The organism is Candidatus Egerieousia sp., from assembly GCF_056211015.1.
Window position 1 is genome coordinate 1 of record NZ_JBAELF010000065.1, and the last position, 21,945, is coordinate 21,945.

18 protein-coding genes and 1 pseudogene are annotated in these 21,945 nt (G+C 47.0%); 16 read left to right on the plus strand and 3 right to left on the minus strand.

The features are described 5' to 3' along the window. The 3 genes and pseudogenes from AC06L3_RS04525 to AC06L3_RS04535 all read left to right on the plus strand — a co-directional run. A pseudogene (locus tag AC06L3_RS04525) lies at positions 1-458 on the plus strand (hypothetical protein); the annotation flags it as partial. 490 nt (positions 459-948) lie between these two features. Continuing rightward, complete coding sequence (locus tag AC06L3_RS04530) at positions 949-1,872, plus strand: lysophospholipid acyltransferase family protein (protein ID WP_475669432.1); 924 nt, start codon at positions 949-951, stop codon at positions 1,870-1,872. A 21-nt stretch (positions 1,873-1,893) separates the two neighbouring features. After that, the gene (locus AC06L3_RS04535) at positions 1,894-3,582 is read left to right on the plus strand and encodes an amidohydrolase family protein (RefSeq protein WP_475669433.1); all 1,689 of its coding nucleotides are present in this window, start codon (positions 1,894-1,896) and stop codon (positions 3,580-3,582) included. 1,086 nt (positions 3,583-4,668) lie between these two features. Here AC06L3_RS04535 and AC06L3_RS04540 read toward each other — a convergent pair. Both AC06L3_RS04540 and AC06L3_RS04545 read right to left on the minus strand, forming a co-directional pair. Continuing rightward, positions 4,669-5,934 carry an ATP-binding protein gene (locus AC06L3_RS04540; RefSeq protein WP_475669434.1) on the minus strand — a complete coding sequence of 422 codons (1,266 nt, stop codon included), beginning with the start codon at positions 5,932-5,934 and terminating at the stop codon, positions 4,669-4,671. 93 nt (positions 5,935-6,027) lie between these two features. Next, positions 6,028-7,101 (minus strand): FAD:protein FMN transferase, encoded by a 1,074-nt coding sequence (locus AC06L3_RS04545; RefSeq protein ID WP_475669435.1) that lies wholly within the window; start codon positions 7,099-7,101, stop codon positions 6,028-6,030. Positions 7,102-7,195: 94 nt separating this feature from the next. On the opposite strand from AC06L3_RS04545, the gene AC06L3_RS04550 reads away from it, so the two are divergent. From AC06L3_RS04550 to rpsU, 13 genes are all read left to right on the plus strand, one after another. Beyond that, positions 7,196-8,230, plus strand: a complete 1,035-nt coding sequence (locus AC06L3_RS04550; RefSeq protein WP_475669436.1) for an FISUMP domain-containing protein — start codon at positions 7,196-7,198, stop codon at positions 8,228-8,230. A 14-nt stretch (positions 8,231-8,244) separates the two neighbouring features. Continuing rightward, on the plus strand, positions 8,245-8,835 hold the full coding sequence (locus tag AC06L3_RS04555; RefSeq protein WP_475669437.1) for a LemA family protein: 591 nt from the start codon (positions 8,245-8,247) through the stop codon (positions 8,833-8,835). Positions 8,836-8,856: 21 nt separating this feature from the next. Continuing rightward, the gene (locus AC06L3_RS04560) at positions 8,857-9,690 is read left to right on the plus strand and encodes a TPM domain-containing protein (RefSeq protein WP_475669438.1); all 834 of its coding nucleotides are present in this window, start codon (positions 8,857-8,859) and stop codon (positions 9,688-9,690) included. A 34-nt stretch (positions 9,691-9,724) separates the two neighbouring features. After that, a complete protein-coding gene (gene trkA, locus AC06L3_RS04565) occupies positions 9,725-11,077 on the plus strand; it encodes a Trk system potassium transporter TrkA (protein WP_475669439.1) in 1,353 nt (450 codons plus the stop codon). Positions 11,078-11,143: 66 nt separating this feature from the next. Then, positions 11,144-11,740 (plus strand): thymidine kinase, encoded by a 597-nt coding sequence (locus tag AC06L3_RS04570; protein ID WP_475669455.1) that lies wholly within the window; start codon positions 11,144-11,146, stop codon positions 11,738-11,740. Continuing rightward, a complete protein-coding gene (locus AC06L3_RS04575) occupies positions 11,740-12,645 on the plus strand; it encodes an ABC transporter ATP-binding protein (protein WP_475669456.1) in 906 nt (301 codons plus the stop codon). Before AC06L3_RS04570 ends, AC06L3_RS04575 begins: the two co-directional genes overlap by 1 nt. 6 nt (positions 12,646-12,651) lie before the next feature. Beyond that, positions 12,652-14,085, plus strand: a complete 1,434-nt coding sequence (locus tag AC06L3_RS04580; RefSeq protein WP_475669440.1) for an ABC transporter permease — start codon at positions 12,652-12,654, stop codon at positions 14,083-14,085. 6 nt (positions 14,086-14,091) lie between these two features. After that, positions 14,092-14,874: a 5'-nucleotidase C-terminal domain-containing protein gene (locus tag AC06L3_RS04585; protein WP_475669441.1), complete on the plus strand. Its 783-nt coding sequence runs from the start codon at positions 14,092-14,094 to the stop codon at positions 14,872-14,874. 14 nt (positions 14,875-14,888) lie between these two features. Continuing rightward, positions 14,889-15,725, plus strand: coding sequence for a bifunctional metallophosphatase/5'-nucleotidase (locus AC06L3_RS04590; protein ID WP_475669442.1), 837 nt, complete (start codon positions 14,889-14,891; stop codon positions 15,723-15,725). Positions 15,726-15,753: 28 nt separating this feature from the next. Next, positions 15,754-17,178 (plus strand): TolC family protein, encoded by a 1,425-nt coding sequence (locus tag AC06L3_RS04595; RefSeq protein ID WP_475669443.1) that lies wholly within the window; start codon positions 15,754-15,756, stop codon positions 17,176-17,178. 9 nt (positions 17,179-17,187) lie between these two features. Further along, positions 17,188-19,074, plus strand: coding sequence for a DNA topoisomerase IV subunit B (locus tag AC06L3_RS04600; protein WP_475669444.1), 1,887 nt, complete (start codon positions 17,188-17,190; stop codon positions 19,072-19,074). A gap of 42 nt (positions 19,075-19,116) precedes the next feature. Continuing rightward, positions 19,117-19,641: a 1-acyl-sn-glycerol-3-phosphate acyltransferase gene (locus tag AC06L3_RS04605; protein ID WP_475669445.1), complete on the plus strand. Its 525-nt coding sequence runs from the start codon at positions 19,117-19,119 to the stop codon at positions 19,639-19,641. 69 nt (positions 19,642-19,710) lie between these two features. Then, positions 19,711-19,902 carry a 30S ribosomal protein S21 gene (gene rpsU / locus AC06L3_RS04610; RefSeq protein WP_475669446.1) on the plus strand — a complete coding sequence of 64 codons (192 nt, stop codon included), beginning with the start codon at positions 19,711-19,713 and terminating at the stop codon, positions 19,900-19,902. A 67-nt stretch (positions 19,903-19,969) separates the two neighbouring features. On the opposite strand, the gene AC06L3_RS04615 is transcribed toward rpsU, so the two are convergent. Continuing rightward, positions 19,970-21,841 carry a C69 family dipeptidase gene (locus AC06L3_RS04615; protein WP_475669447.1) on the minus strand — a complete coding sequence of 624 codons (1,872 nt, stop codon included), beginning with the start codon at positions 21,839-21,841 and terminating at the stop codon, positions 19,970-19,972. Positions 21,842-21,945: the final 104 nt, after the last annotated feature.

The following is a 21,945-nucleotide window of genomic DNA, read 5'->3' on the forward strand; positions in this document are numbered from 1 at the left end:
AGGTGTTGCAAATCTTTATTGAGTTGCCTAAATTTGCTGGCAGTCTGCAGGAAATCAACGAGCATACACCATTTTTGGAGAAGTTGTCATACGTCCTTATGGAAATGGCCGACTGCGCCGATATTCCGGACAATCTCAACGACCCTCTGCTGGAACGCTTGTTTAAAGCTGCTGACACCGCAAAGATGAAACAGGACACCAAAGACAGTTATATGAGATCCATCCTCGGGGAGGCCGAATACGAAGCCAACCTCGAAGACTGGAAGGAAGAGGGCCTTGAGGAAGGCCGTGCTGAAGGCCTTGCAGAAGGTCTTGCTGAAGGCCATGCCATAGGCCTTGCCGAGGGTCGCACAGAAGAACAGCGTGAAGTGGCAAGGAAGATGAAGGCAAAAGGGCTCGCTCCCGACTTGATATCCAGTTGCACAGGCGTGAACGCCGATGAAATTGAAGAGCTGTAATCTTGTATTTATGGAAACGCAGACCACACTCCGCCACCCGAAACATCGGCAAAGTCCTCGTCGGCTGAAAAGTTGCGCAATCAAGAAGCTAAAGCTTTTTCATTTTGAAGACGATCTGGCGGTTCTCTTGTGCATCGAGCACACAAACCTGGCGAAGTTCATCACGCCGTGCATCGGTGGCCAACTTGACATCTGCGAAGCCTTAGGCTTTTAGATCCCCGATAGCTGCACCCCGAAATACGCCTCCAGGAAGAAGACGGCACCACATCGCGGACGCTTCTCAAAGCCCAAGTCTACTACACTGGAGAGTTAATTGTACAAAATGATGGAAAACTCATGAAATACTGCATCTAAATTAAAACATGTTTGTGATGGAATTTCTGCTCTCATATTTGCCAAACTTTCGATTTTTCAAAATCTATTTGTCACGGCAAAAATTATGGTTATCTTTGTTTGACTATCGCTGTAGAAGAAAATGTTCCATAAGGCTGTGGCAAATATCATCTTCGGGGCAATGTGGCTGCTCTCCCTGCTGCCTCTGAGGGTTCATTATGTGATATCGGATGTAATGAGGTTCTTCCTGCACAGGGTGGTAAGGTACAGGTACACAACTGTATTAACAAACCTTTCAAGGTGCTTCCCAAGCCTTCATTACGATGAAATCAGGAAGATTGCCGGGGAATACTACAGGTATGTCTGTGATATCATTGTGGAGAACGTATGGTCCCTGAGCATGGACAACCGTGAGTTTCACAGGCGTTTCTACATTGACAACCCGGAGATTGCCGATGAACTCTTCAAGACACACGAGAAAATAATAGTTGTGATGGGCCATCGCGGCAACTGGGAGCTCATAGGTGGCTTCGGCGGTTACTGGAAGGAGAGGAAGCCCGAGAGCTTCGGCTGGCAGCCGATATGGGTGGGCTACAAGCGCACGCGCAACAAGATAATGAACGACCTTGTCATAAAGATAAGGCTTCATGAATACAAGCATCTCCATATCATAGGTAATATAATTGAGTCCCACAATTTCCTGCGTACAATACTCAAGAAGGACAACAGGGGAGTGTACGTGTTCATTGCCGACCAGTCCCCGAAGGATGCAAGAACGGTAGTGAAATTCCTCGGACAGCCTACCCTTATGTTCAACGGTGCTGCGCATCTCGCTCATAAGATGAACGTTCCTGTAGTTTTCCTTGATATAGCAAGGCAGAAGAGAGGCCAGTATCTCATGCACTTCACCACCATAAGCGAGTTCCCTAAGGAAATGGAGTGCGATGAAATTGTCAGGCGTTATGCAAGCCTGCTGGAGAGCGCAATCCTGAGCAATCCTCATAACTGGCTCTGGAGCCACAAGCGCTGGAAGAGAGACCTCACAGAGGAGGAAAGGGAAATTTACAATTCACTGCGATAAATCATTAAACAATATCACTATATGAACAACAAAAACATTTCAAGAAGAAGCTTCCTCAAGGCTTCATTCGCAATGGGATCAAGCGCTGCGCTCATTGGCGGCGGCATGGGATCATTCCTTACAGCCTGCACCACAAGGGAGCAGTTCGACACCATCATCAAGAACGGCCTGATTTATGCCGGTGACGGAGCCGAGCCAATCAAAGGCAGCATAGGTATACGTGACGGCAGGATTGCAGCAATAGGCAGGATTGGCGAGCATGCCGACAAGATCATTGATGCCAAGGGCCTTGCAGTATCTCCGGGATTCATTGATATTCATACACATACTGATACCAATCTTTTTGTGACACCGCTTGGAGATTCAAGAATATATCAGGGTGTGACAACTGATATCGGTGGTAACTGCGGTGATTCACCATTCCCATATTCAGATGAGTACGCAGCCAAGAAGATTGGAAGCATGCGCCACGGTTTCCCTTGGTGGCAGGATGTTGATGGCTTCTATGATGCTTTGCGCAAGAAAGGCATAGGTATCAACTTCAAGAGCTATACAGGCCAGGGCCAGCTCAGAAGTGCTGTTGTTGGTGATTACAACGTTCCTGCAACCCCTGAGCAGATTCAGAAGATGTGCCAGATCCTTGAAAAGGAACTTGAAATGGGCAGCCTCGGACTTTCATTCGGTCTCGAATACACTCCTGGTTCATACGCAAGCGAGGACGAGATGACAGAACTCCTCAAGGTTGTGGCAAAGCACAACGGCCTCTATGCAATTCACATGATGAACGAGGATGACCGTGTAGAGGAGGCAATTGAGCAGGCAATAAGAATGGCACGCAACAGCGGTGCGCGTCTTGAGATTTCACACCTCAAGGCTCAGAACCCTGCAAACTGGCACAAGGGCCCTCATATGATTGAAATGATTGAGAAGGCTGTAGCAGAAGGCGTTGACGTAACCTTTGACCGCTACCCTTACATAGCATTCTCAACAGGAATGACCACATTCATTCCTCTCACACACCGCGATGGTTCATACGAGGACAAGATGAAACGTCTTGAGACCAAGAAGACATCCGATGAGATAGGAGCATACGCACTGAGCCGCATCGAGCGTTTCGGCGGTCCTCAGAATGTTCTCATCCAGAGCTGCAGCGCTCCTGAGAACGCACAGTATTCAAACAAGAGACTCTCCGAGTGCTGTGAGATTTCAGGCATGGGCGAGTGGGAGATGATACGTCACCTTCTCATAAGCGAGCATCTTGGCGTAAGCATGATCTGCTTTGCAATGACAGAGGACAACGTGAAGCTCTTCCTCTCACACAAGCTCAGCATGCCTGCTTCGGACGGAAGCGTTTATTCTCCTGAAGGACCTCTTGGTGAAGAGATGCCTCATCCAAGATCATACGGAACATTTACAAGATTCCTTGGCAAGTACGTTCGCGAAGAGAAGATATGCTCATTGGCTGAAGGTATACGCAAATGTACCTCTCTTCCTGCTTCAAGAGTAGGTTTGAAGGACAGAGGACTTCTTGCTCCTGACTATGCAGCCGATATCGTAATCTTCAACCCTGATACAATCATTGATACAGCTGACTTCAACAACCCTCACCAGTTCGGAAAGGGTATTGAGCACGTGATTGTGAACGGACAGCACACCATTGAGAACGGCAAGTACAATGGTTGTGAGTTGAAGGGCCAGGTTCTGGCTTAACAGCGTTTGAAATAAGATACTGTTGCTCGTTTGGTTGCGGCAGTCACTTCATCTGAAAAACTTCGCCTTCCCGTGGCGAAGCTTTTTCATATTCCAGTGACCTGCCGCTACATTTGTTTATTCCCGCTCCCGGGCTATACCGAACTTGCTGCTTTTCGCAACTCTTCGCTGTTCTTTCGCAAGTTTTCGCCTTCCAGCAATTTCGCGCCCTCCGCTAGGCCGCTGATGCGGCCTTTTCAAGCAAATGGCCGAGAAAACGGCAATATCTCGGCCACTCAGAGCATTTCGGCCGAGAAATGGGCATATCTTCGGCTAAATCATGAAAATTCTGCACTTTGGCCGAAAAATCACCGAAATTTCGGCCGTTTAGCTGGAAACGTCCGGAAAAGTGCCTGTTTTTCGGCCGCATTATATATTTGCGAACGAAAAGGATTGGCAACAGCGTAAACGCAAATGGAGTCCTTGAATGCTCCATGCTGCGCTTCCTGTTGTAGCAGCTGGCTTGGGTATAAGGTCGGCGGCGGTGCCACAAGACCTCTGTCTCATTGATTTGCCAATCCGCCTCACAAGACCATCCTATGCCAATAAACGTGGACGGTGATTTTTGGTTTAGCGAATAGTTCACGCCTTGCATCACTGCCCGAAAAAGACCTGTCCATGGGAACTTCGCCTGAGTGCATTCCTGCAAGGCTTTGGTGGACAGGTGTGACCTTTCAGGTGAGGCCTGTCCAAGTGCCCGCTGCCATAGTGCATTCTTGACGGACTTGTATGGACAGGTGTTTTTCATGTTCGCAGGTTTGTATGCAGTATACACTCTGCACCACTACTGATTAGCCTCCGTACAGCTCATTCCATGCATTTTCGTGCTACAAGTCAATCCTGATTCTTTGTGAACCGTGTTCTATACCTAGCACAGGGTTTCAAGCATGATCCGTGATTATCAATGACGTTGCATAGTACGCAATACGTTAAAAATTAGCCACTTATGTGGTTGGCTTATTTTTTGACCTTCGTTTGAAACACTCAAAGGTACTGTTTAATAATTAAAAAGCAACCAATAAGTTAAGAATTTTCAGAATCTTGTTTTTAGCATAGCTTTTCCAGTATCCACTTACGGAGCGGGACAACCTTTATTGTGTATCCATCCTGCTGTATCGTCTCCTCCTGATTCCATGTGATGATGGAGAGAGAGAGGCACTTAAGCTCACTTGCGCATTCGACAAGTGCCTCCACCTCACGCTTGCGGGTTTTCACAGCATTCATATCATAGCACACCTGTATCATCCGCTCGACCTTGACTCCCCTGCGGCAGACGAAATCGGTTTCCCTGTCATTGCGTGAGCGGTAATAGAACAGTTCGTACTTCTTGAGGTCATAGTCTCTTTTGAGCAGTTCCTGACAAACCAGGTTCTCAAGCAACCGCCCCTTGTTCTCCGAAAGCTCGAAGGCGCGGGCCATTATATAGCCATTGTCCACGACATAAGCCTTTCTATCGGCCTTCTTCATCAGTTTCAGCTTGTTTGAGAAACGTGGCAAATACTGGAAGAGATATGTATTCTGCAGATAGCTGGAGAACTTCTGAACTGTAAGGACACTGGACATACCCAGCTCTTCTGCAAGTGATGTTGCACTGAAAGGATTCGTGAAGTTGGAGAGAAGCCAGTCGGCAACATTGTAAAGTTCCTCCACCTTCCGCACCTTGTAACGGCGGACTATGTCCTTCATGATTATTGCATCGAACAGGGCGGAGAGATACCCCGATGTAACATGGGGCGTCTTTGCAATCTCAGGATAACCGCCGAATGTCATGAACCTTTCCAGACGGTTATTGGCTTCCGCCGGCTGGTACGGCGGTGTTTCTTCAACCTGATAACCAAGATATGACATATACTCACCGGCTGAGAACGGGAACAGACGTATTTCCATATAGCGTCCGGAAAGGACGGCCGCAAGATCATCGGAGAGAAGATTTGCATTGGATCCGGTGATGACCATGTTGACCCCGTTCCTGTAGAGTCTCTCGATCCACATCGACCAGCCAGCCAGATTCTGAACCTCATCAAGAAGCATATATTCGTATCCAGGGTACACCTCACCGAGCGCCTGCTCCACAGCATCCTCGGAGAATTTTTCAAGCAGAGCTGCATCATCAAAATTGAGATATGCGAAGTTCTTGCCGGAAAGCATCTGAAGGGCAAGTACGGACTTTCCCGCCCTCCTCGGCCCGGTTATCAGCTTTATCGGCTTGGAATCCCTGTAAATAACCGCTTTGGCATGACTATGCCTTTCCTGATATTCCATGGAAAGCAACTTGTCCCTTTCCTCTCTTTGCTTTGCAACTATAGTTTTCATTCACTTATTATTATGTACTGAACAAAATTAGCATTTTTTATTCAGTACACAAAATATTTTAAAAAACTTGTTTGGTTTGGAGGAAGTATATTTCTATTCAAATACGATACCGGGGGTGGCGAACTGTTTGAGTTTGTCACCCTTCTGGTATATAAGGAGGGCGTCAAGCTCGGGATGCGCTTCAAGGAATTTCTGCGAATCCTCCAGGCCCATTACCATGAACATTGTTGCGTAGGCATCGGCCTGGGTGCTGCTTGGTGCAATGACGGTTGCGCTCAGCAAAGAATGTGTGACCGGATATCCTGTAAGCGGGTTGATGGTGTGGGAATATTTCTGCCCGTCCTTGATGTAGAACTTCCTGTAATTCCCGCTGGTGACAATTCCCCTGCCGCTTACTGCAATCACGGCCTGAATCATCTGACCGCTGATGTTGTTGCCGTCAACAGGCTTGTCAATGCCAATCTTCCAGAGCTCTCCCCCGGAATTCACGCCCTTGCACAGCATCTCGCCTCCAATCTCAACAAGATAATCCTCAATGCCCATCCTTTCCAGACCACGACCGAAATAGTCTGCAGTATATCCCTGAGCTATAGCATTGAAATTCAGCTGAATAACATTTGAAGTCAGGCTGTCGCAGTTGGAGATTACATTTCCTCCAGGAGTTCTTCCAAGACATAGCCTGTCCATTCCTGTCAATGCTTTCACACTGTCGATGGCCTGCCTGGAGGGCTCCAGACCATTCTTGAAGCCAAAGCCCCAGAGGTCGAAGAGGGGAGCGGCGCTAGGGTCGAAAAGTCCGCCGCTTATTTTATAGTATTTGAACGATTCCTCAAATATGTCGGCAAAGATGTTGCCGACATTGCTTGTAAGGCCGCTGTTGTACAGGCTTATTTCAGAATTGCCGTTATAGCCTGAAACAGCGTTGTCAATGCGTTTGAACCAGACTGCTATGGAATCCTCGGCCGCATTGTTGAAGGCAAGCGAATCCTGAAGCAGGCTGTCGGGTATGTGGTATATTATCCTGTAGGTGCTTCCCTGGGCGAAACCTTCGCTTACAACATAAGCGGGATTGCTTATTTTTTCAGAACAGGATGTGGCGGAGAGCGCAATTCCCAGAGCAAGTACGGCAATCTTTGAAGTGGTTTTCAATATTTTGTGAATTTTCATGATTATTGGCATGATTTTAGTAAATACATGCAAAATTATTTCAAATAAGATAAAAAATTGCTATTGGTTGAAAATTTGTGCAAATTTGCGGATTATGAGAAAGAAAAACACATATTTGATGTTCCTTGCAGCATTCGCGCTGACTGCCGTATGCCTGTGCAGTTCATGCTCCAAGGATGATGATGAAGAGTTTGAGACAAAACCATACATACCTGGCAACCTGATTTTTGTAATGCCAAGCTATGTGGATACGATGTCAACGTACACACTTGAGGCAAAAGGCCTTACCGAGCCGCAGGATGCAAGCATAACGTATTTCTGGACAACTTCCACTGCCAAGATATTCAAGGATACCATTTGGGGGCGGACCGTGACTGTGACAATGCCGGACACTCTGGGTGTTTTCGTGATTACAGCGCATGCCAAGGCGGAAGGTTATTATAACAGTACATATTCGCATGAACTCAATCTGCTGTGCGGTGACAAGAGCTTTACAGATTTCGAGCAGCCTGAAACATATATGGTTGATTCCAGGGATAATCAGAAATATGCATATACCGAGGTGGGGCATCTGCTCTGGTTCGCAAGGAATCTGGACTGGGAGGGCGCCGGTCATCCATACGCTGAGTCTCCTTCAATGGGAAAGATAACAGGACGTTACTATACCTGGGAGGATGCTACGGGCGGAGAGAGCGCATCCGGATTGGGCAAGGGGCCTCAGGGAGTATGCCCTGAAGGCTGGAGCGTTCCTACCAACGAGGACTGGGAGGATTTCTCCGAGGCTCTTTATGGTGAAAGGCAGAAATTCCATACCAACTGGAAAGGTGGAGCGGACAAACTGCAGATCAACGCAGCCTTGAACGGTACCAATTTCTGGCCGTACGATCCAGCCTGCAATCCTGAGAACAAGTTCGGCTGGGCTGCACTTGCGGCAGGATATGCACAGGACAGATATCTTCATTACAAAGGCATGCAGTCAAAGGCAATGTGGTGGAGCTCAACTCTGGATGAATCGAAGGATGCGGCCTTCAGGCATATGGAGATACGCAAGACGGATTTCTTCTTCGGTACTTGCGCAACTAATACCATGGCACTTTCAGTAAGGTGCGTTCAACTCAAGAAAAATTAATAAATGAACATATTATGAAAAAAGGATTGATTACTATAATAGCCATCATTGTTGTGGTTATTGTTCTTTACGGCTGGATCAAGAGCGCTCAGAATGATTTTGTAAAAGGCGAGGAAGCAGTGGAATCAGCCTGGGCACAGGTAGAGAACGTATATCAGCGCAGAGCGGATCTCATTCCCAACCTTGTTGCCACGGTAAAGGGATATGCCGAGCACGAGAGCTCTACTCTTGAGGCTGTTGTGAATGCAAGGGCCAACGCAACATCAATGAAGATAGACGCTCAGGATCTTAACGAGGAGTCGCTTGCAAAATACAACAAGGCTCAGGGCGAACTGAGCAGCGCACTCGGCCGTCTGCTTATGATTCAGGAGAATTATCCCGATCTCAAGGCAAACGAGAATTTCCGTGACCTTCAGGTGCAGCTTGAGGGAACGGAGAACAGAATAACCGTTGAACGTCAGAAATTCAATGAGGCGGCAAAGGAGTACAATACCATGATAAGGAAATTCCCGAGGAACATTCTTGCAAGCATGTTCGGCTTTGAGAAGAAACCTTATTTTGCCGCTGCGGAAGGTGCTCAGAACGCTCCAGTTGTTCAATTCTAGTTTTACAATACAAGCAAGCAATTGAAGAGATTTTTTGCATATTGCAGGATGATTATGGCTGCCGTTTCTCTAACGGCGGCCTTGTCTTCTTTTACAATGCCTGCAAAGGACAGGCTCGTGAACGATTTTGCCGGTGTCCTGAGCAGTGAGCAGATAGCTGCTCTTGAGAACAAGCTGGTGGCATTTGCAGACAGTACCTCAAACCAGATACTTGTAGCCGTATATCCCGAGCTTGAGAACGATGATGAAGCCGCTATGGCCTACAGGATAGGAGAGCAGATGGGAGTGGGACAGGGCAAGTACAACAACGGAGTTGTGATGCTGGTGAAGGCAAAGATGAATCCTTCGGATTTCAGGGCCGCTTTCATAGCCACCGGATATGGCGTTGAGGGTGCTTTGCCGGATGCTCTTTGTTCGAGGATTGTCCGTGAGCACATGATTCCTTTCCTCAAGCAGGACAATTACTATCAGGCCATTGAAAGCGGCCTGGATGCTATAATGCCGATTCTTGCAGGTGAGATTTCAACCAATGAATTTGCTGGCGGGCAGGAGGATGACGGCGCAGTTGCAACCGCCGTGATCTTCATGATACTGTTCATCTTTTTCATCATCATACTCATCAAAGGCTCTAAAAACAATGATGGCGATGGCAAGGGAGGCGGCGGAAGGAAAATGAGCACATTGGAGAAACTTCTGCTGCTGGATATGCTGTCAGGTCGTTCCGGCCGCTCCGGCAGAGGAGGCTTCGGAGGTTTCGGCGGCGGCTTTGGTGGAGGTTTCGGTGGAGGCCACGGCGGTTTCGGCGGTTTCGGAGGCGGACATTTCGGCGGCGGCGGAGGAGGTGGCCGCTGCTGATTCACTATCGCAGTAGAAAAATATAGGACTGTTTATGAATATTGTAATTGCTGGTGCAGGTGATGTAGGATGCCATCTTGCAAAGATGCTTGGAGGTGGCGGTCACGACCTTACTATAATTGACAGGGATCCGGCCCGTCTGGCCACAGTGTCTTCGCTTACAGATGCTGTTACCATTGAGGGTGAGACCACTTCCGTGGGGATTCTGAAAACCGCTATGGTCCAGGATGCGGACCTGTTCATAGCCGTGGCTCCCGCTGAGGAGCAGAACAAGAACATAATCAGTGCCCTGCTGGCCAAACAGCTTGGTGCAAAGATAGTTACGGCCAGAATAAACAACAACGAGTTCATGGAGACAGACAACAAGGTTCTGTTTAAGGATCTGGGCATTGATCTGCTCTTCTATCCGGAGCGCATTGCGGCCGGTGAGATATACGACCTGCTCAAGCAGACTGGAACCAATGAATACATTGAGTTCGCTTCAGGAGGGCTTCAGATGGTGGGCATAAGGCTTGAGGAGGGTGCGCCTCTGATACGCAAGGGCCTGGATTACCTGTCTTCCGAGGGCGAAGTGACAAATTACAAGGTAGTTGCAGTAGGCCGTGATGGTGCTACACTCATACCTAAAGCCGAGGATTTCAAGTTCCTTGAAGGAGATCTTGTTTATATAATCTCCACCCGCGATGGTCTGGACGAAGCTATGGAGTACTCCGGAAAGAACAAGATAGATATCAACAGCCTGATGATAATAGGCGGAGGCCGTATCTGCGATACGCTGCTTGACAGGATAGGTGACGGCATAGGTCTGATAAAGGTTGTGGAGAACAAGGAGGAACGATGCACCTGGCTTGCGCAGAAGTATCCTGACGCACTGATAATTCAGGGCGACGGCAGGAACACCGATCTGCTCATTGAGGAGAATATCAGGGAATTCGATGCGGTTGTTGCAGTAACCAGCAGCTCGGAGACAAATATCCTTGCCTGTGCGGCAGCAAAGAGGCTTGGTGTGGCAAAGACCATTGCTGAGGTTGAGAACATAGAGTATATAAAGCTCGCTGAAGGAATGGGCGTTGATGCTGTAATCAACAAGAAACTCAGCACGGCCGGAAGAATCTTCCGGTTCACTTTGAGTAACAAGATACGTACCGTGAAATGTCTGAACGGAACGGATGCGGAGGTTCTGGAATTCATTGCCAATCCTGAATCGCGCATAACAAAAGGGCGGATCAAGGATTTGAATTTCCCTAAGGAAGCCATAATAGGCGGCATTGTACGCGGTAACGAATGCTTCATAACCGGTCATTCCTCAACCGTGAACGCATATGACAGGGTGGTTGTTTTCGCTCTGCCCAACGTTATTGACAAAGTGAACAAATTCTTCGTATAGTTGATTTTTCCTAAGGCCGATTTTGATTATCTTTGTAATTTGCTTTAAAGTTTTTTTATGGAAGAATTGTATTTGGAACATATTACCACAAGGGGCTGTCTGGAGGTGATATGCGGTTCCATGTTTTCAGGCAAGACAGAGGAACTGATAAGGAGAATAAAGAGGGCAAGATTCGCCAATCTGAGAATAATGACATTCAAGCCGGCAATTGACGTAAGATATTCAAACAGTGATGTTGTTTCGCACGATGCGCACGCAATAAATTCGCGCCCCGTGAAGGAGGCCAGGGAGATATTGGAACTGGCAGGGGATGCTCAGGTAATAGGCATTGATGAGGTCCAGTTCTTTGACGAGTCCATAGTTGATGTTTGCAAGCAGCTGGCGGATGCAGGAGTGAGGGTCATATGTGCAGGCCTTGACATGGACTATCTTGGAAACCCTTTCGGCCCAATGCCGCATCTGATGGCAATGGCCGAGTACGTTACCAAGGTGCATGCTATCTGCGTCATGTGCGGTGACCTTGCACAGCACTCGTTCAGGACAATCAAGAATGACAATCTTGTTGTTCTTGGAGAAACAAATGCGTACAAGCCGCTGTGCCGTGCCTGCTACAACAAGGCTATGGTCAGAATTGCGGATTCCAATAAGAGTGACAACAAATAATTCGTATGATACGTTGTGAGAATATAGTAAAGACCTTTGGCAACCATACCGCCCTGAACGGTGTGAGCATTGATGTGCCTGCCGGCTGCATCTTTGGCCTTCTTGGTCCGAACGGCGCTGGAAAAACCACACTGATACGTGCCATAAATCTGATCACCATCCCGGACAGCGGCAGAATCCTTTTCGGGGACAGACCCATATGCGAGGAGGATGTAGAGCGCATAGGCTATCTGCCTGAGGAAAGGGGGCTTTACAAGAAAATGAAGGTTGGCGAGCAGGCTCTCTATCTGGCCCGGATCAAGGGAATGGATTACAGCACTGCCAACAGGGAACTAAAGAAATGGTTCACCAAGTTCGGAATAGCTCCATGGTGGAACAAGAAGATAGAGGAGCTGTCAAAGGGCATGGCCCAGAAAGTTCAGTTCATAACCACCGTTGTGCACAACCCGAAACTTCTTATTCTTGACGAGCCTTTCTCAGGCTTCGATCCTGTAAATGTTCAGCTTATAAGGGATGAAATCCTGAGAATGAAAACTAACGGCACAACAATAATACTTTCCACGCATAATATGGAGAGCGTTGAGGAGTTGTGTGACAATATAGCGCTCATAAACAAGTCCAATCTGATTCTTTCAGGCAATACACGCAGGATACGCGAGGATTATGGCGGCAACAGGGTCGAAGTGCTCTATAATGGAGAGGAACTGGCCGGTGATCCTTCTATGTACGAACTTGTTGAAAGCGGAGTGCAGGACAATTGCAGGCGTGCAGTGCTTGAACTTCCTGCGGGTGTAACCAATTCACAGGTGCTGGGCAGCCTGATTTCAAAAGTTGATGTATGCTCGTATACTAAACTTGTTCCTAGAATGAAGGACATATTCATAAAACTGGTTTCTGAAAATTAAACGCTTATGGGCAGGAATAAAATTGGAATAGTTTTCAAGAGAGAATATATGGTAAAGGTGAAGAAGAAATCCTTCATAATACTCACTCTGCTTGTGCCGCTGCTGTTTGCAGCACTTATGGTAGTACCTTCTCTTATCATGCTCTGGGGCGGTGATGACCAGAAGAAGGTGATAGCTTTTGTTGATGAAAGCGGTATTGTTGCGGACAGTCTCATAAGCCAGTCGGACAATTTCGAACTGGTAAGACTGGGAGCCGATCAGTACGGTTCAATAGGTTTCGAGGATTTGAAAGCGATTTTCAACAGTTTGGATTATGATGCTATTGCCCGTGTGAGCGTGAAGGACAGCGCTTCAATGGAGCTTGAAACCGCAATTTACTCCGATTCACAGGTAAGTCTTGACATGCAGCATTATTTCAATGGCGTAGTGAATGATGCCGTTACCGAATACAGACTGTCCAAGTATAATATAGAAGGTTTGAGAGAGATACTCCACAGCGTTGACTCCGACGTGAGGGCTTCCACATATATGCTTGGAGATGAGAGCGAGGATGAGCACGAATCGATGGTTGAGGTTTATATGGTGCTGGGCTACATCTGTTCGTTTGCAATATATATGTTCATCCTGATGTTCTCTTCAGGGGTCATGATGAGCGTTATTGAGGAAAAGTCAACAAGAGTGGTGGAGGTGCTGGTTTCAAGTGTCAAGCCTTTCCAGCTCATGATGGGCAAGATACTCGGCTCGGCAGCCGTGGGACTCACACAGTTCGCAATCTGGATAGTTCTCACCGCTGTCCTTGTGTTCGGTGCGGCAACAATCTTCGGAGGTTCAGTGGTTTCACAGAAGGCTCCGAATCCTGTTGAACAGGTTGTGCCTGCTGAAGTCATGGAGCAGACAGGCGTTCAGACTATTGATATGGCAAGTGCAGGTGCAATTGCAGGGGAGATTGTGGATCAGAGCAATGAGGATTCAGGAGCTTCTGCAATAATCTCCGATATATTCGAGACACTTAAAGGTGTGCATATAGGTATGCTTCTTCTTGGTTTTGCACTTTATTTTCTCTTCGGTTACCTGCTTTATGCCGCCTTGTTCGCTGCCATAGGTTCTGCAGTTGAGAATCAGGCGGACACCCAGCAGCTTACCTTGCCTGTCACCATCCCTCTGATAATAGGCTTGTTCATAATGCTCAGCACTTTCCAGAACCCTGACAGTTCGCTTTCTTTCTGGGCTTCAATGATACCTTTCACTTCTCCTGTTGTAATGATGGCGCGTCTTCCTTACGGAATACCTGTATGGGAGTTCGCTCTCTCAATGGGAATACTGATTGCAACTTTCATTGGCATTACCTGGATATGTGCAAGGATTTACAGGGTTGGTATTCTTCAGTATGGCACCAAGGCCAGCTGGAAAGATATGTTTAAATGGATTAGAATAAAATAATATAATATGAGAAGGACTTTATTTCTGCTCACTGCTCTGTTTCTGTTCTCAGCTGGTTGTGCATGCGCTCAGAACTACAGCAAGATACAATGGTCCAAGGAGAAGATGGATTCCAGATGGGACAGGCCACAGGGACAGACCACTGCCTGCTCCGAAGTACTAGCCAAGTATAAACCGTCTGTGGATTCTCTGGAAATAGTTGTAGGATATTGTCCGGATGGTATGACAAAGAACGGGTATCCTTGTGCACTGTCCAATATGACCGTGGATATCATAAAGGAATTCGCACAGTCTTACCTTGATTCCAAGGGCAAGGAAGAAAACGTTGCCTTGAGCCTGATAAACTACGGTGGTTTGAGAAGCAATTTCGCAAAAGGCAATGTAACTGTTGCCGATGTTTACTCAATGTATCCTTTCTACAACTATGTGATTGTAATCGATTTGAAGGGCAAGCACATAAAGACCTTGTTCGAGATGGTAGCAAGGAATCCAAGGGTCTGCGCTTTTGGTGGAGCAAAGGCTGTGATTGAAGACAAGAAGGTCAAGGAACTCACACTCGACGGCAAGGAAATAGAGGATGAAACCGTTTACAAGGTGGCAACCATTGATTTCCTTCTCAACGGAGGTGACGGAGTCTATATGCTCAAGTACAACGATGGCGTGGAGGAAATTCCTTCGAGGAGTCTGCTTCGTGATGTCATTCTTGACAAGTTCGCTGTAATGAAGGCCGAGGGCAGGGATATTGAGTGGCCTCTGGATGACAGACTCACAGTTCTTGAAAACAAATGATGGAGGAAGGAGTTATGAAAAAGATATTAAGCGTATTGGTGACCATAGTATTTGTTGCATGCTCTGCTTCGCTTTCCGCTCAGGATCTGGTGATTCTCCATACTAACGACACTCACAGCCACATTGATGTTGTGAAAGGCGGAAGAAATGACGGACTGGGGGGCATTGAGCGCAGGGAACAGTACATAGACAGCATAAGAAAGGCTTATCCGGGGAAGGTCCTTCTGGTTGATGCCGGTGATTTCAGCCAGGGTTCACCTTATTTCACACTTTTCAAAGGTGATGCCGAGGATGCCTTCGTTGATGCATTGGGCTATGACGCCGCCACTTTCGGCAATCACGAATTCGACAACGGTTGTGAGGAACTTGCCCGCAGGATCAAGCATTTGAAATGTCCCGTAGTAAATTGCAATTATGAGATTTCAGAGGAGAACCCGCTGTATGGAATGATACCTCCATACACCATTGTGGAGCGTGGCGGAAAGAAGATAGGCATATTGGGAATCACTTTGAATCTGCCGGGGCTGGTCAGCCCCAAGACACTTGCCGGTATGAAATATCAGTATCCTTCAAACTGCTTGAACAAATATGCTCTTGAATTGAAGAACAAACACAAGTGTGACCTGATAATTGTTCTGTCTCACTGCGGCTATGACGAGAAGAAGCAGAGCAATCCAGGAGACATGCAGATAGCCCCTCTTACTGAGAATGTGGATATGATCATAGGAGGTCACTCGCATACTTTCCTCAATGAACCATCGATAGTGAAGAATAAACTTGGAAGGGATGTGGTCATAGTGCAGGACGGTTGCTGGGGGGTTGAAGTTGGAAGGATTGACCTGTGGTTTTAATAAGGTTTAACAGAAAAGACTTTTATATATGAAAAGATTGTTTTTGATTATTGCCGCTTTAGTTCTAGGCGCTCAACTGTTGATTGCCCAGGATAAGGTGCAAGCATCTCAGAAAGACTCGATTGTATTTGATGAAGGTGGGGTCTATTCACTTGAAGATTTCAGGGCAATGGCCCTGCAGTCCAACAAGGATCTGCAGATTGCATCCCAGAATCTCAAGGCAGCGGAGGAGTCACGCAAGCAGATGTTCACCCAGTTCCTGCCTTCAATTGATTTCAATGCCGCCTATTTCAGGACAGGCAAGTCAGTGAAACTTCTCGGGGAGGACAAGTATCTGCCTGTAGTTCCAACACCTCCGTTCGATCCTACCGCAGTCATGGGCTTTGCCTATCTGCCTCAGGACGCCTTGACCTGCGATGTGCAGAATATATTCGGGGGCAGCATTTCTCTTGTGCAGCCGGTATATATGGGCGGACTGGTAAGACAGATGTACAAACTGTCAAAGATAAATGAGGAGGTGCAAAGGCTTGAATCCGAGCAGATGATGCAGAACGTGATTCTTGAGGTTGATGAGGCCTACTGGAGATGCGTATCACTGATGAACAAGAAGAAACTTGCAGAGCAGTATCTGGCACTTCTTGACAAGCTCCTTTCAAACGTTGAGAAAATGAAGGTTCAGGGAATGGCCACCAAGGGTGATGTCCTTAATGTCAAGGTGAAACAGAACGAGGCCAATCTTGCACTTACCAAGATTGATAACGGTCTGGAGCTTTCAAAAATGGCGCTTTATCAGCTGTGCGGCCTGAAAATTTCCGGGGACTACAGACTCAAGGATGAGAACATTGAGCAGGAGAGTGTTGAGAATGCCGGATTCGATATGGAGAAAGTTTATGCAATGCGTCCTGAAATCCAGATGCTCGAGCAGGCGAATGAAGCGGCTAAAGCCAATACCAAGCTGGCTTTGAGCAGGTTCATGCCGAATCTGGTATTCAACGCCTCATTCCTTGGTTCCAATCCCAATATGTACAACGGTTTCAGCAAGACATTCAAGACCAATTACATTGTCGGCGCAGTTCTGAACATCCCTATCACTCATTTCGGAGAAAGGGTTCACAATTACCGCGCTTCAAAGTTCAAACAGAAAGTGGCTGAAATCAATCTGGCCAAGGCAAAGGAGAAGGTGGAGCTTCAGTTGAACCAGAGCAGCTTCAGGATAATCGAGGCCAACAAGAAACTTGGTACATCAATCACGAACATGAGTTCCGCAGATGAGAATCTCAGACTCGCAAAGGAATCATACGCAGAAGGCCTGATTTCACTTACGGACCTTCTTGCAGCACATACCGCATGGCTCAGCGCATCATCCGAGAAAATTGATGCGGGCATTGACGTAAGATTGTGCACATTGTATCTTGAGAAAGCCAAGGGTGAGTTAAGTGTGGAAAGCAAGTAGTGGAAGACAATGGCGGAGAAGCAGGTGAACAATTATACAGAGGATGATTTTCAGACCCTGAGCTGGAACGAGCACATACGCCGCAGACCTGGCATGTATCTTGGCAAGCTCGGTGATGGCTCCAACCCGGACGATGGTATATATATTCTTTTCAAGGAAATCATAGACAATGCCATTGACGAGTTCGGTATGGGATTCGGAAAGCGTATTGACATAACACTTGAAGACAGGCTCGTTAGCGTGAGGGATTACGGAAGGGGCATTCCTTTCGGCAAACTGGTTGAAAGCGCGAGCGCAATGAATACCGGCGCAAAATATGGCAGTGCGGCCTTCAAGAAATCAGTGGGTCTGAACGGCGTGGGTACCAAGGCCGTGAATGCTACAAGTACATATTATTATGTACAGTCCTTCAGGGACGGCAAGAGCGTTTATGCGGAATTTTCAAAGGGAAATCTGGTAAGGAGCGGAGAGGAGGATGCTTCCGGACAGAAGAACGGAACGCTCGTGAAGTATATTGCAGATGACAGCCTGTATGAGAACTACAGTTACAACATGGAGTTCCTCAATACAATGCTCCGCAATTATGCATATCTGAACCGTGGACTTGTCCTTATGTTCAACGGACAGGAATTCGTTTCAAAGAACGGATTGCTGGATTTGATAAACGACAATCTCACGGAGGAACCGCTGTATCCTGTCATTCACCTGATGGGCGAGGATATAGAAGTGGCAATCACCCACGGGACTGATAACGGGGAGAATATTGCATCCTTTGTAAACGGACAGAATACAATTCACGGAGGAACTCATCTTGCAGCATTCCGCGAGGGAGTTGCCAAGACGGTGAAGGATTTCTTCAAGAAGGATTTCGACCCCAAGGATGTCCGTCAGTCAATAGTTGCCGCAGTAAGCATAAGGGTGGAGGAACCAAGCTTCTCGAATCAGACAAAGACTTTCCTGAATTCAAGACTTGTTGCTCCGGGAAAGGAGCTCACAATAAGGAATTTCATTGTTGATTTCCTTCAGTCACAGCTGGATAATTATCTGCATAAGAATGCTGCTGTTACAGACAGAATGCTCAAGAAGATTCTTGAGAGTGAAAAGGAAAGGAAAGCTATCAGCGGGTTGCAGAAAATCGCAAGGGAAAAAGCAAAGAAGGCCTCCCTGCACAACCGCAAGCTGCGTGACTGCAGAATACACTATGGCGACAAGGACCCTCTCAATGACCGGACAATGCTTTTCATAACCGAGGGCGATTCCGCTTCCGGTTCAATAACCAAGAGCCGTGATGCAAACTATCAGGCAGTGTTCAGCCTGAGGGGAAAACCTCTGAACACTTTCGATCTTGCAAAGGACAAGGTTTATGCAAACGATGAGTTCGCCCTGCTTCAGGCTGCGCTGAACATTGAGGACGACATTGACAATCTCCGGTACAACAAGGTGGTCATAGCAACCGATGCCGATGTTGACGGAATGCATATCCGTCTGCTGCTGCTTACATATTTCCTCCAGTTCTCGCCTGAGATAATAAGGCAGGGACACCTTTACATACTTCAGACACCTCTGTTCAGAGTCAGGAAGAAAATGGCAAAGGGCAATATGGAGACCTGCTACTGCTACAGCGGAGAGGAACGTGAAAAGGCATTGAAGAAGTTCGGCAAGGCTGCGGAAATAACAAGGTTCAAAGGTCTTGGAGAAATATCCCCGGATGAATTCGCCGATTTCATAGGTGATGGCATAAGACTGGACAGAGTGCGTCTCTCACCTGACGATTCGGTTTCAGACCTGCTGGAATTCTATATGGGGAAGAATACTTTCGAAAGGCAGAATTTCATAAGGGAGAATCTCCGTTCAGAGCTTATTGTGGAGGAAACTCTTGAAAATCAGAATATATAATAGAATCAGATGCAGAAGTTTTGTAAATTTTTGTTGAAATTGATGGGCTGGAAAACCCCTGATACAGCACCGGTGCCCGAGGACAAGTGCATAATTCTTGGAGTTCCTCACACTTCGGCAATGGATTATCTCATTTCATGGGTGTATTACCGTTCCATAGGAGGCTATCCGAAGATCATGGTCAAGAGTTCTTTCTTCTGGGGACCGCTGGGCCCGATAATGAAGGCAATGGGAGCCGTTCCTGTTGACAGAAGCAAGGGAAGTTCCGTGGCCCTTCAGATAATTCACCATTTGAACAGCTGTGACAATTTCCATCTTGCCATTGCTCCTGAAGGAACCAGGAAGGCTGTAAAAAGATGGAAGTCCGGTTTCCTTACAATTGCCAAGGCTTGCAATCTTAATGTATACGCCGGTTATTTCGACTGGAGAACCAAAACAATAGGCCATGGTGAGAAGCTGGAGCTAAGCGGTGACACTGCCTCTGACTTGAAATATGTGCAGCATTATTATCATCTCAAGAACTATCAGGGCAGGCATCCGGAATGCTATACTACAGGCGAAGAATAAAAACGGCTTGCATATTAAATTATTTAGAGATATATTTGTGACCGCAAATAAAAAGGAGGTGGTAAAGCAATGATTATAGTACCTATCAAAGAGGGTGAGAACATAGAGAAAGCTCTGAAGAAATTCAAACGTAAATTCGAGAAGACCGGCATTGTAAAGGAGCTCAGAAGCAGAAGGGAGTTCACAAAACCGTCTGTTAAGAAGAGAGAGCAGATGAACAAGGCCATCTATGTACAGCATTTGCACCTTGAGGAGGAATAATCACTCTTTAAGCATAAAAAAACGGGACCGACTTTTCAGCCGGTCCCGTTTTTTTATTCATTGCTCATCAGTTTTCCATGCCGAATTTCTTGAAGTAGATTCTGTACATCTTCTGGGTGTATTCGTACATTCTTACGTATGCTTCAGGAACAAGGGCAAGATCCTCGCAGTTCCTTGAATTTGACTTGAGGTAAGAAGACGGATCGGAGAAGAAATCAACCTCCACATTAGGCTGAACTGCAAAGAGGAAGTTCTGGAAATACTTGAACTCTTCCTTGTCAACTTCAACGTTGTTTTCGTAATCCTTGCTGATTCTGTTCCATCTGTCAACGAATTTCCAGTAGAGTCCGCCAGGATAGTTGGCCCTGAGGTCCTTTGCATCGCTGAAATGCACGGCTTCGGCTTCCTGAACATTCTTGAATCTGTTGAATCCGTAAACTGTCTTGTTCATTCCAAGATACCAAGGGAAATAAGCCTCCACGCAAGGATGTCCCGCTGCAGTCCACATAACGCAACCTACATCCTTTGGAAGCCAGTTCCTGAGCTGGAAAATGTTTGAAAGGATAGTTGTTTCACGACAGATGCATTCCTGATGCCCTGCGTGCTCGGCCTTGTTTGAATACTGCTCCTCCACATTCTGTCCGTGTGAAGAAAGGACGGTTCTCAAGTCCTGGATAGAAACCTTCTTCTTTGGCTTGAAGCTGAAAGGATGAGTGTCCTGATCCTTGCTGTATTCTATTCCGCTCAAATATCTCAGAGCAGACTGTCTTCTTATGCAGTTGAAAGGCTTCCTGTAATTTTCAGGGTCACCGTATGCCTTCTTGAAGGAGAACTCTCCATCTGCTTTCTTGTACCACCCGCGCTTGATGGCGTAGTCAATGAGGTCCGCACAGCACATGAAGTTCTCGCTGTCGTACGGCTTTACCTGGTCGATGATATAGTTGTTAGGTATTACCATAACCTGATCGTCAGGAACCCTCTGAGCTACCCAGTGACGTCCCTGAACTACACTTACAACCCAACCCTCGTTAGGGTCAGCAACAAGATAAGTCCTTCCGCTGCCGCTGTAACCTTTCTGCTCAACAAGCTTGCCAATGATTTTCACGCCATCTCTTGCAGATGTGGCATTTTTGGCAACAGCCATCCTGACCTCGTAAAGAACACCGCCATCCTTGAAGTCCTTCTTGTTCTCCCTTGACTGGCAGGCGTCGGAAACTACGCAAACGCCCCATTTGTTCAAAGCTGCATCGGCAACCTTCATTCCCGGGAATTCAGCCCAGAGGCCGAAATCGGCAACGTACATGTTGAGCATCTGCTCTCCGCCGTCATCTTCATTGTGGCCCACCAGGACGCTTCCGTCAGTAGTGGCGTTCTTGCCTGCGATTATTCCAAAGCAGTTGGTCATTTCGTTGCCATCCCCTTCTTCCTTATCTTCAATGCCGGATCCATCTTCATTGGTATAAGCAACCAGAGTGCCTGCAAGCCACTGTCCTTCGTTGTCTGTAAGCTGGAGTGTGAACTCGTTGTCCTTGGTGGAACGCTCCAACTGCAGCAGCAGTTTCAGAAGGTTTGAAAGGTTTATCTGCAGTGCGGTTTTCTGATATACATTGATACCAGAAGGTATGCCCATTTCATCAAGAAAGTTCTTGGTCGTTTCTGACGGATTAACCAGATCGAGCGTGTTGCTGATATTCCTGTCTGACAGATATTTTTCAATTGGCGCCGATTTGATATTGATGCTCAATGTGTTCAGGCAGCCTGGAATGGAAAGGTCCGCAATTACGCGGGTGTCTTCAGTAACCAATACTTTTTCATTGCCTATCACACCTATGAACTGACCTGATGGCCTTGGAGGAAGGTCATTGTCCTTGTTGCATGAAACAAAGAGAAATCCTGCGAGCAATGCAGCAAAACATAAAATCAGTGATTGTTTTCTCATAATATTATAGTAGTATGTTTTTCCTATAAAATGCAAATATATCTCTTATTTCTCTTTTTTTGCTTAATTTTGCGGCATAATTTGACAAATTACGTTAAAATAAA

Coding starts and splice junctions, on each gene's coding strand:
- AC06L3_RS04535 (WP_475669433.1), top strand. CDS start 1,894: ATGAACAACAAAAACATTTCAAGAAGAAGCTTCCTCAAGGCTTCATTC.
- AC06L3_RS04540 (WP_475669434.1), bottom strand. CDS start 5,934: ATGAAAACTATAGTTGCAAAGCAAAGAGAGGAAAGGGACAAGTTGCTT.
- AC06L3_RS04545 (WP_475669435.1), bottom strand. CDS start 7,101: ATGAAAATTCACAAAATATTGAAAACCACTTCAAAGATTGCCGTACTT.
- AC06L3_RS04550 (WP_475669436.1), top strand. CDS start 7,196: ATGAGAAAGAAAAACACATATTTGATGTTCCTTGCAGCATTCGCGCTG.
- AC06L3_RS04555 (WP_475669437.1), top strand. CDS start 8,245: ATGAAAAAAGGATTGATTACTATAATAGCCATCATTGTTGTGGTTATT.
- trkA (WP_475669439.1), top strand. CDS start 9,725: ATGAATATTGTAATTGCTGGTGCAGGTGATGTAGGATGCCATCTTGCA.
- AC06L3_RS04580 (WP_475669440.1), top strand. CDS start 12,652: ATGGGCAGGAATAAAATTGGAATAGTTTTCAAGAGAGAATATATGGTA.
- AC06L3_RS04585 (WP_475669441.1), top strand. CDS start 14,092: ATGAGAAGGACTTTATTTCTGCTCACTGCTCTGTTTCTGTTCTCAGCT.
- AC06L3_RS04590 (WP_475669442.1), top strand. CDS start 14,889: ATGAAAAAGATATTAAGCGTATTGGTGACCATAGTATTTGTTGCATGC.
- AC06L3_RS04595 (WP_475669443.1), top strand. CDS start 15,754: ATGAAAAGATTGTTTTTGATTATTGCCGCTTTAGTTCTAGGCGCTCAA.
- AC06L3_RS04600 (WP_475669444.1), top strand. CDS start 17,188: ATGGCGGAGAAGCAGGTGAACAATTATACAGAGGATGATTTTCAGACC.
- AC06L3_RS04605 (WP_475669445.1), top strand. CDS start 19,117: ATGGGCTGGAAAACCCCTGATACAGCACCGGTGCCCGAGGACAAGTGC.
- rpsU (WP_475669446.1), top strand. CDS start 19,711: ATGATTATAGTACCTATCAAAGAGGGTGAGAACATAGAGAAAGCTCTG.
- AC06L3_RS04615 (WP_475669447.1), bottom strand. CDS start 21,841: ATGAGAAAACAATCACTGATTTTATGTTTTGCTGCATTGCTCGCAGGA.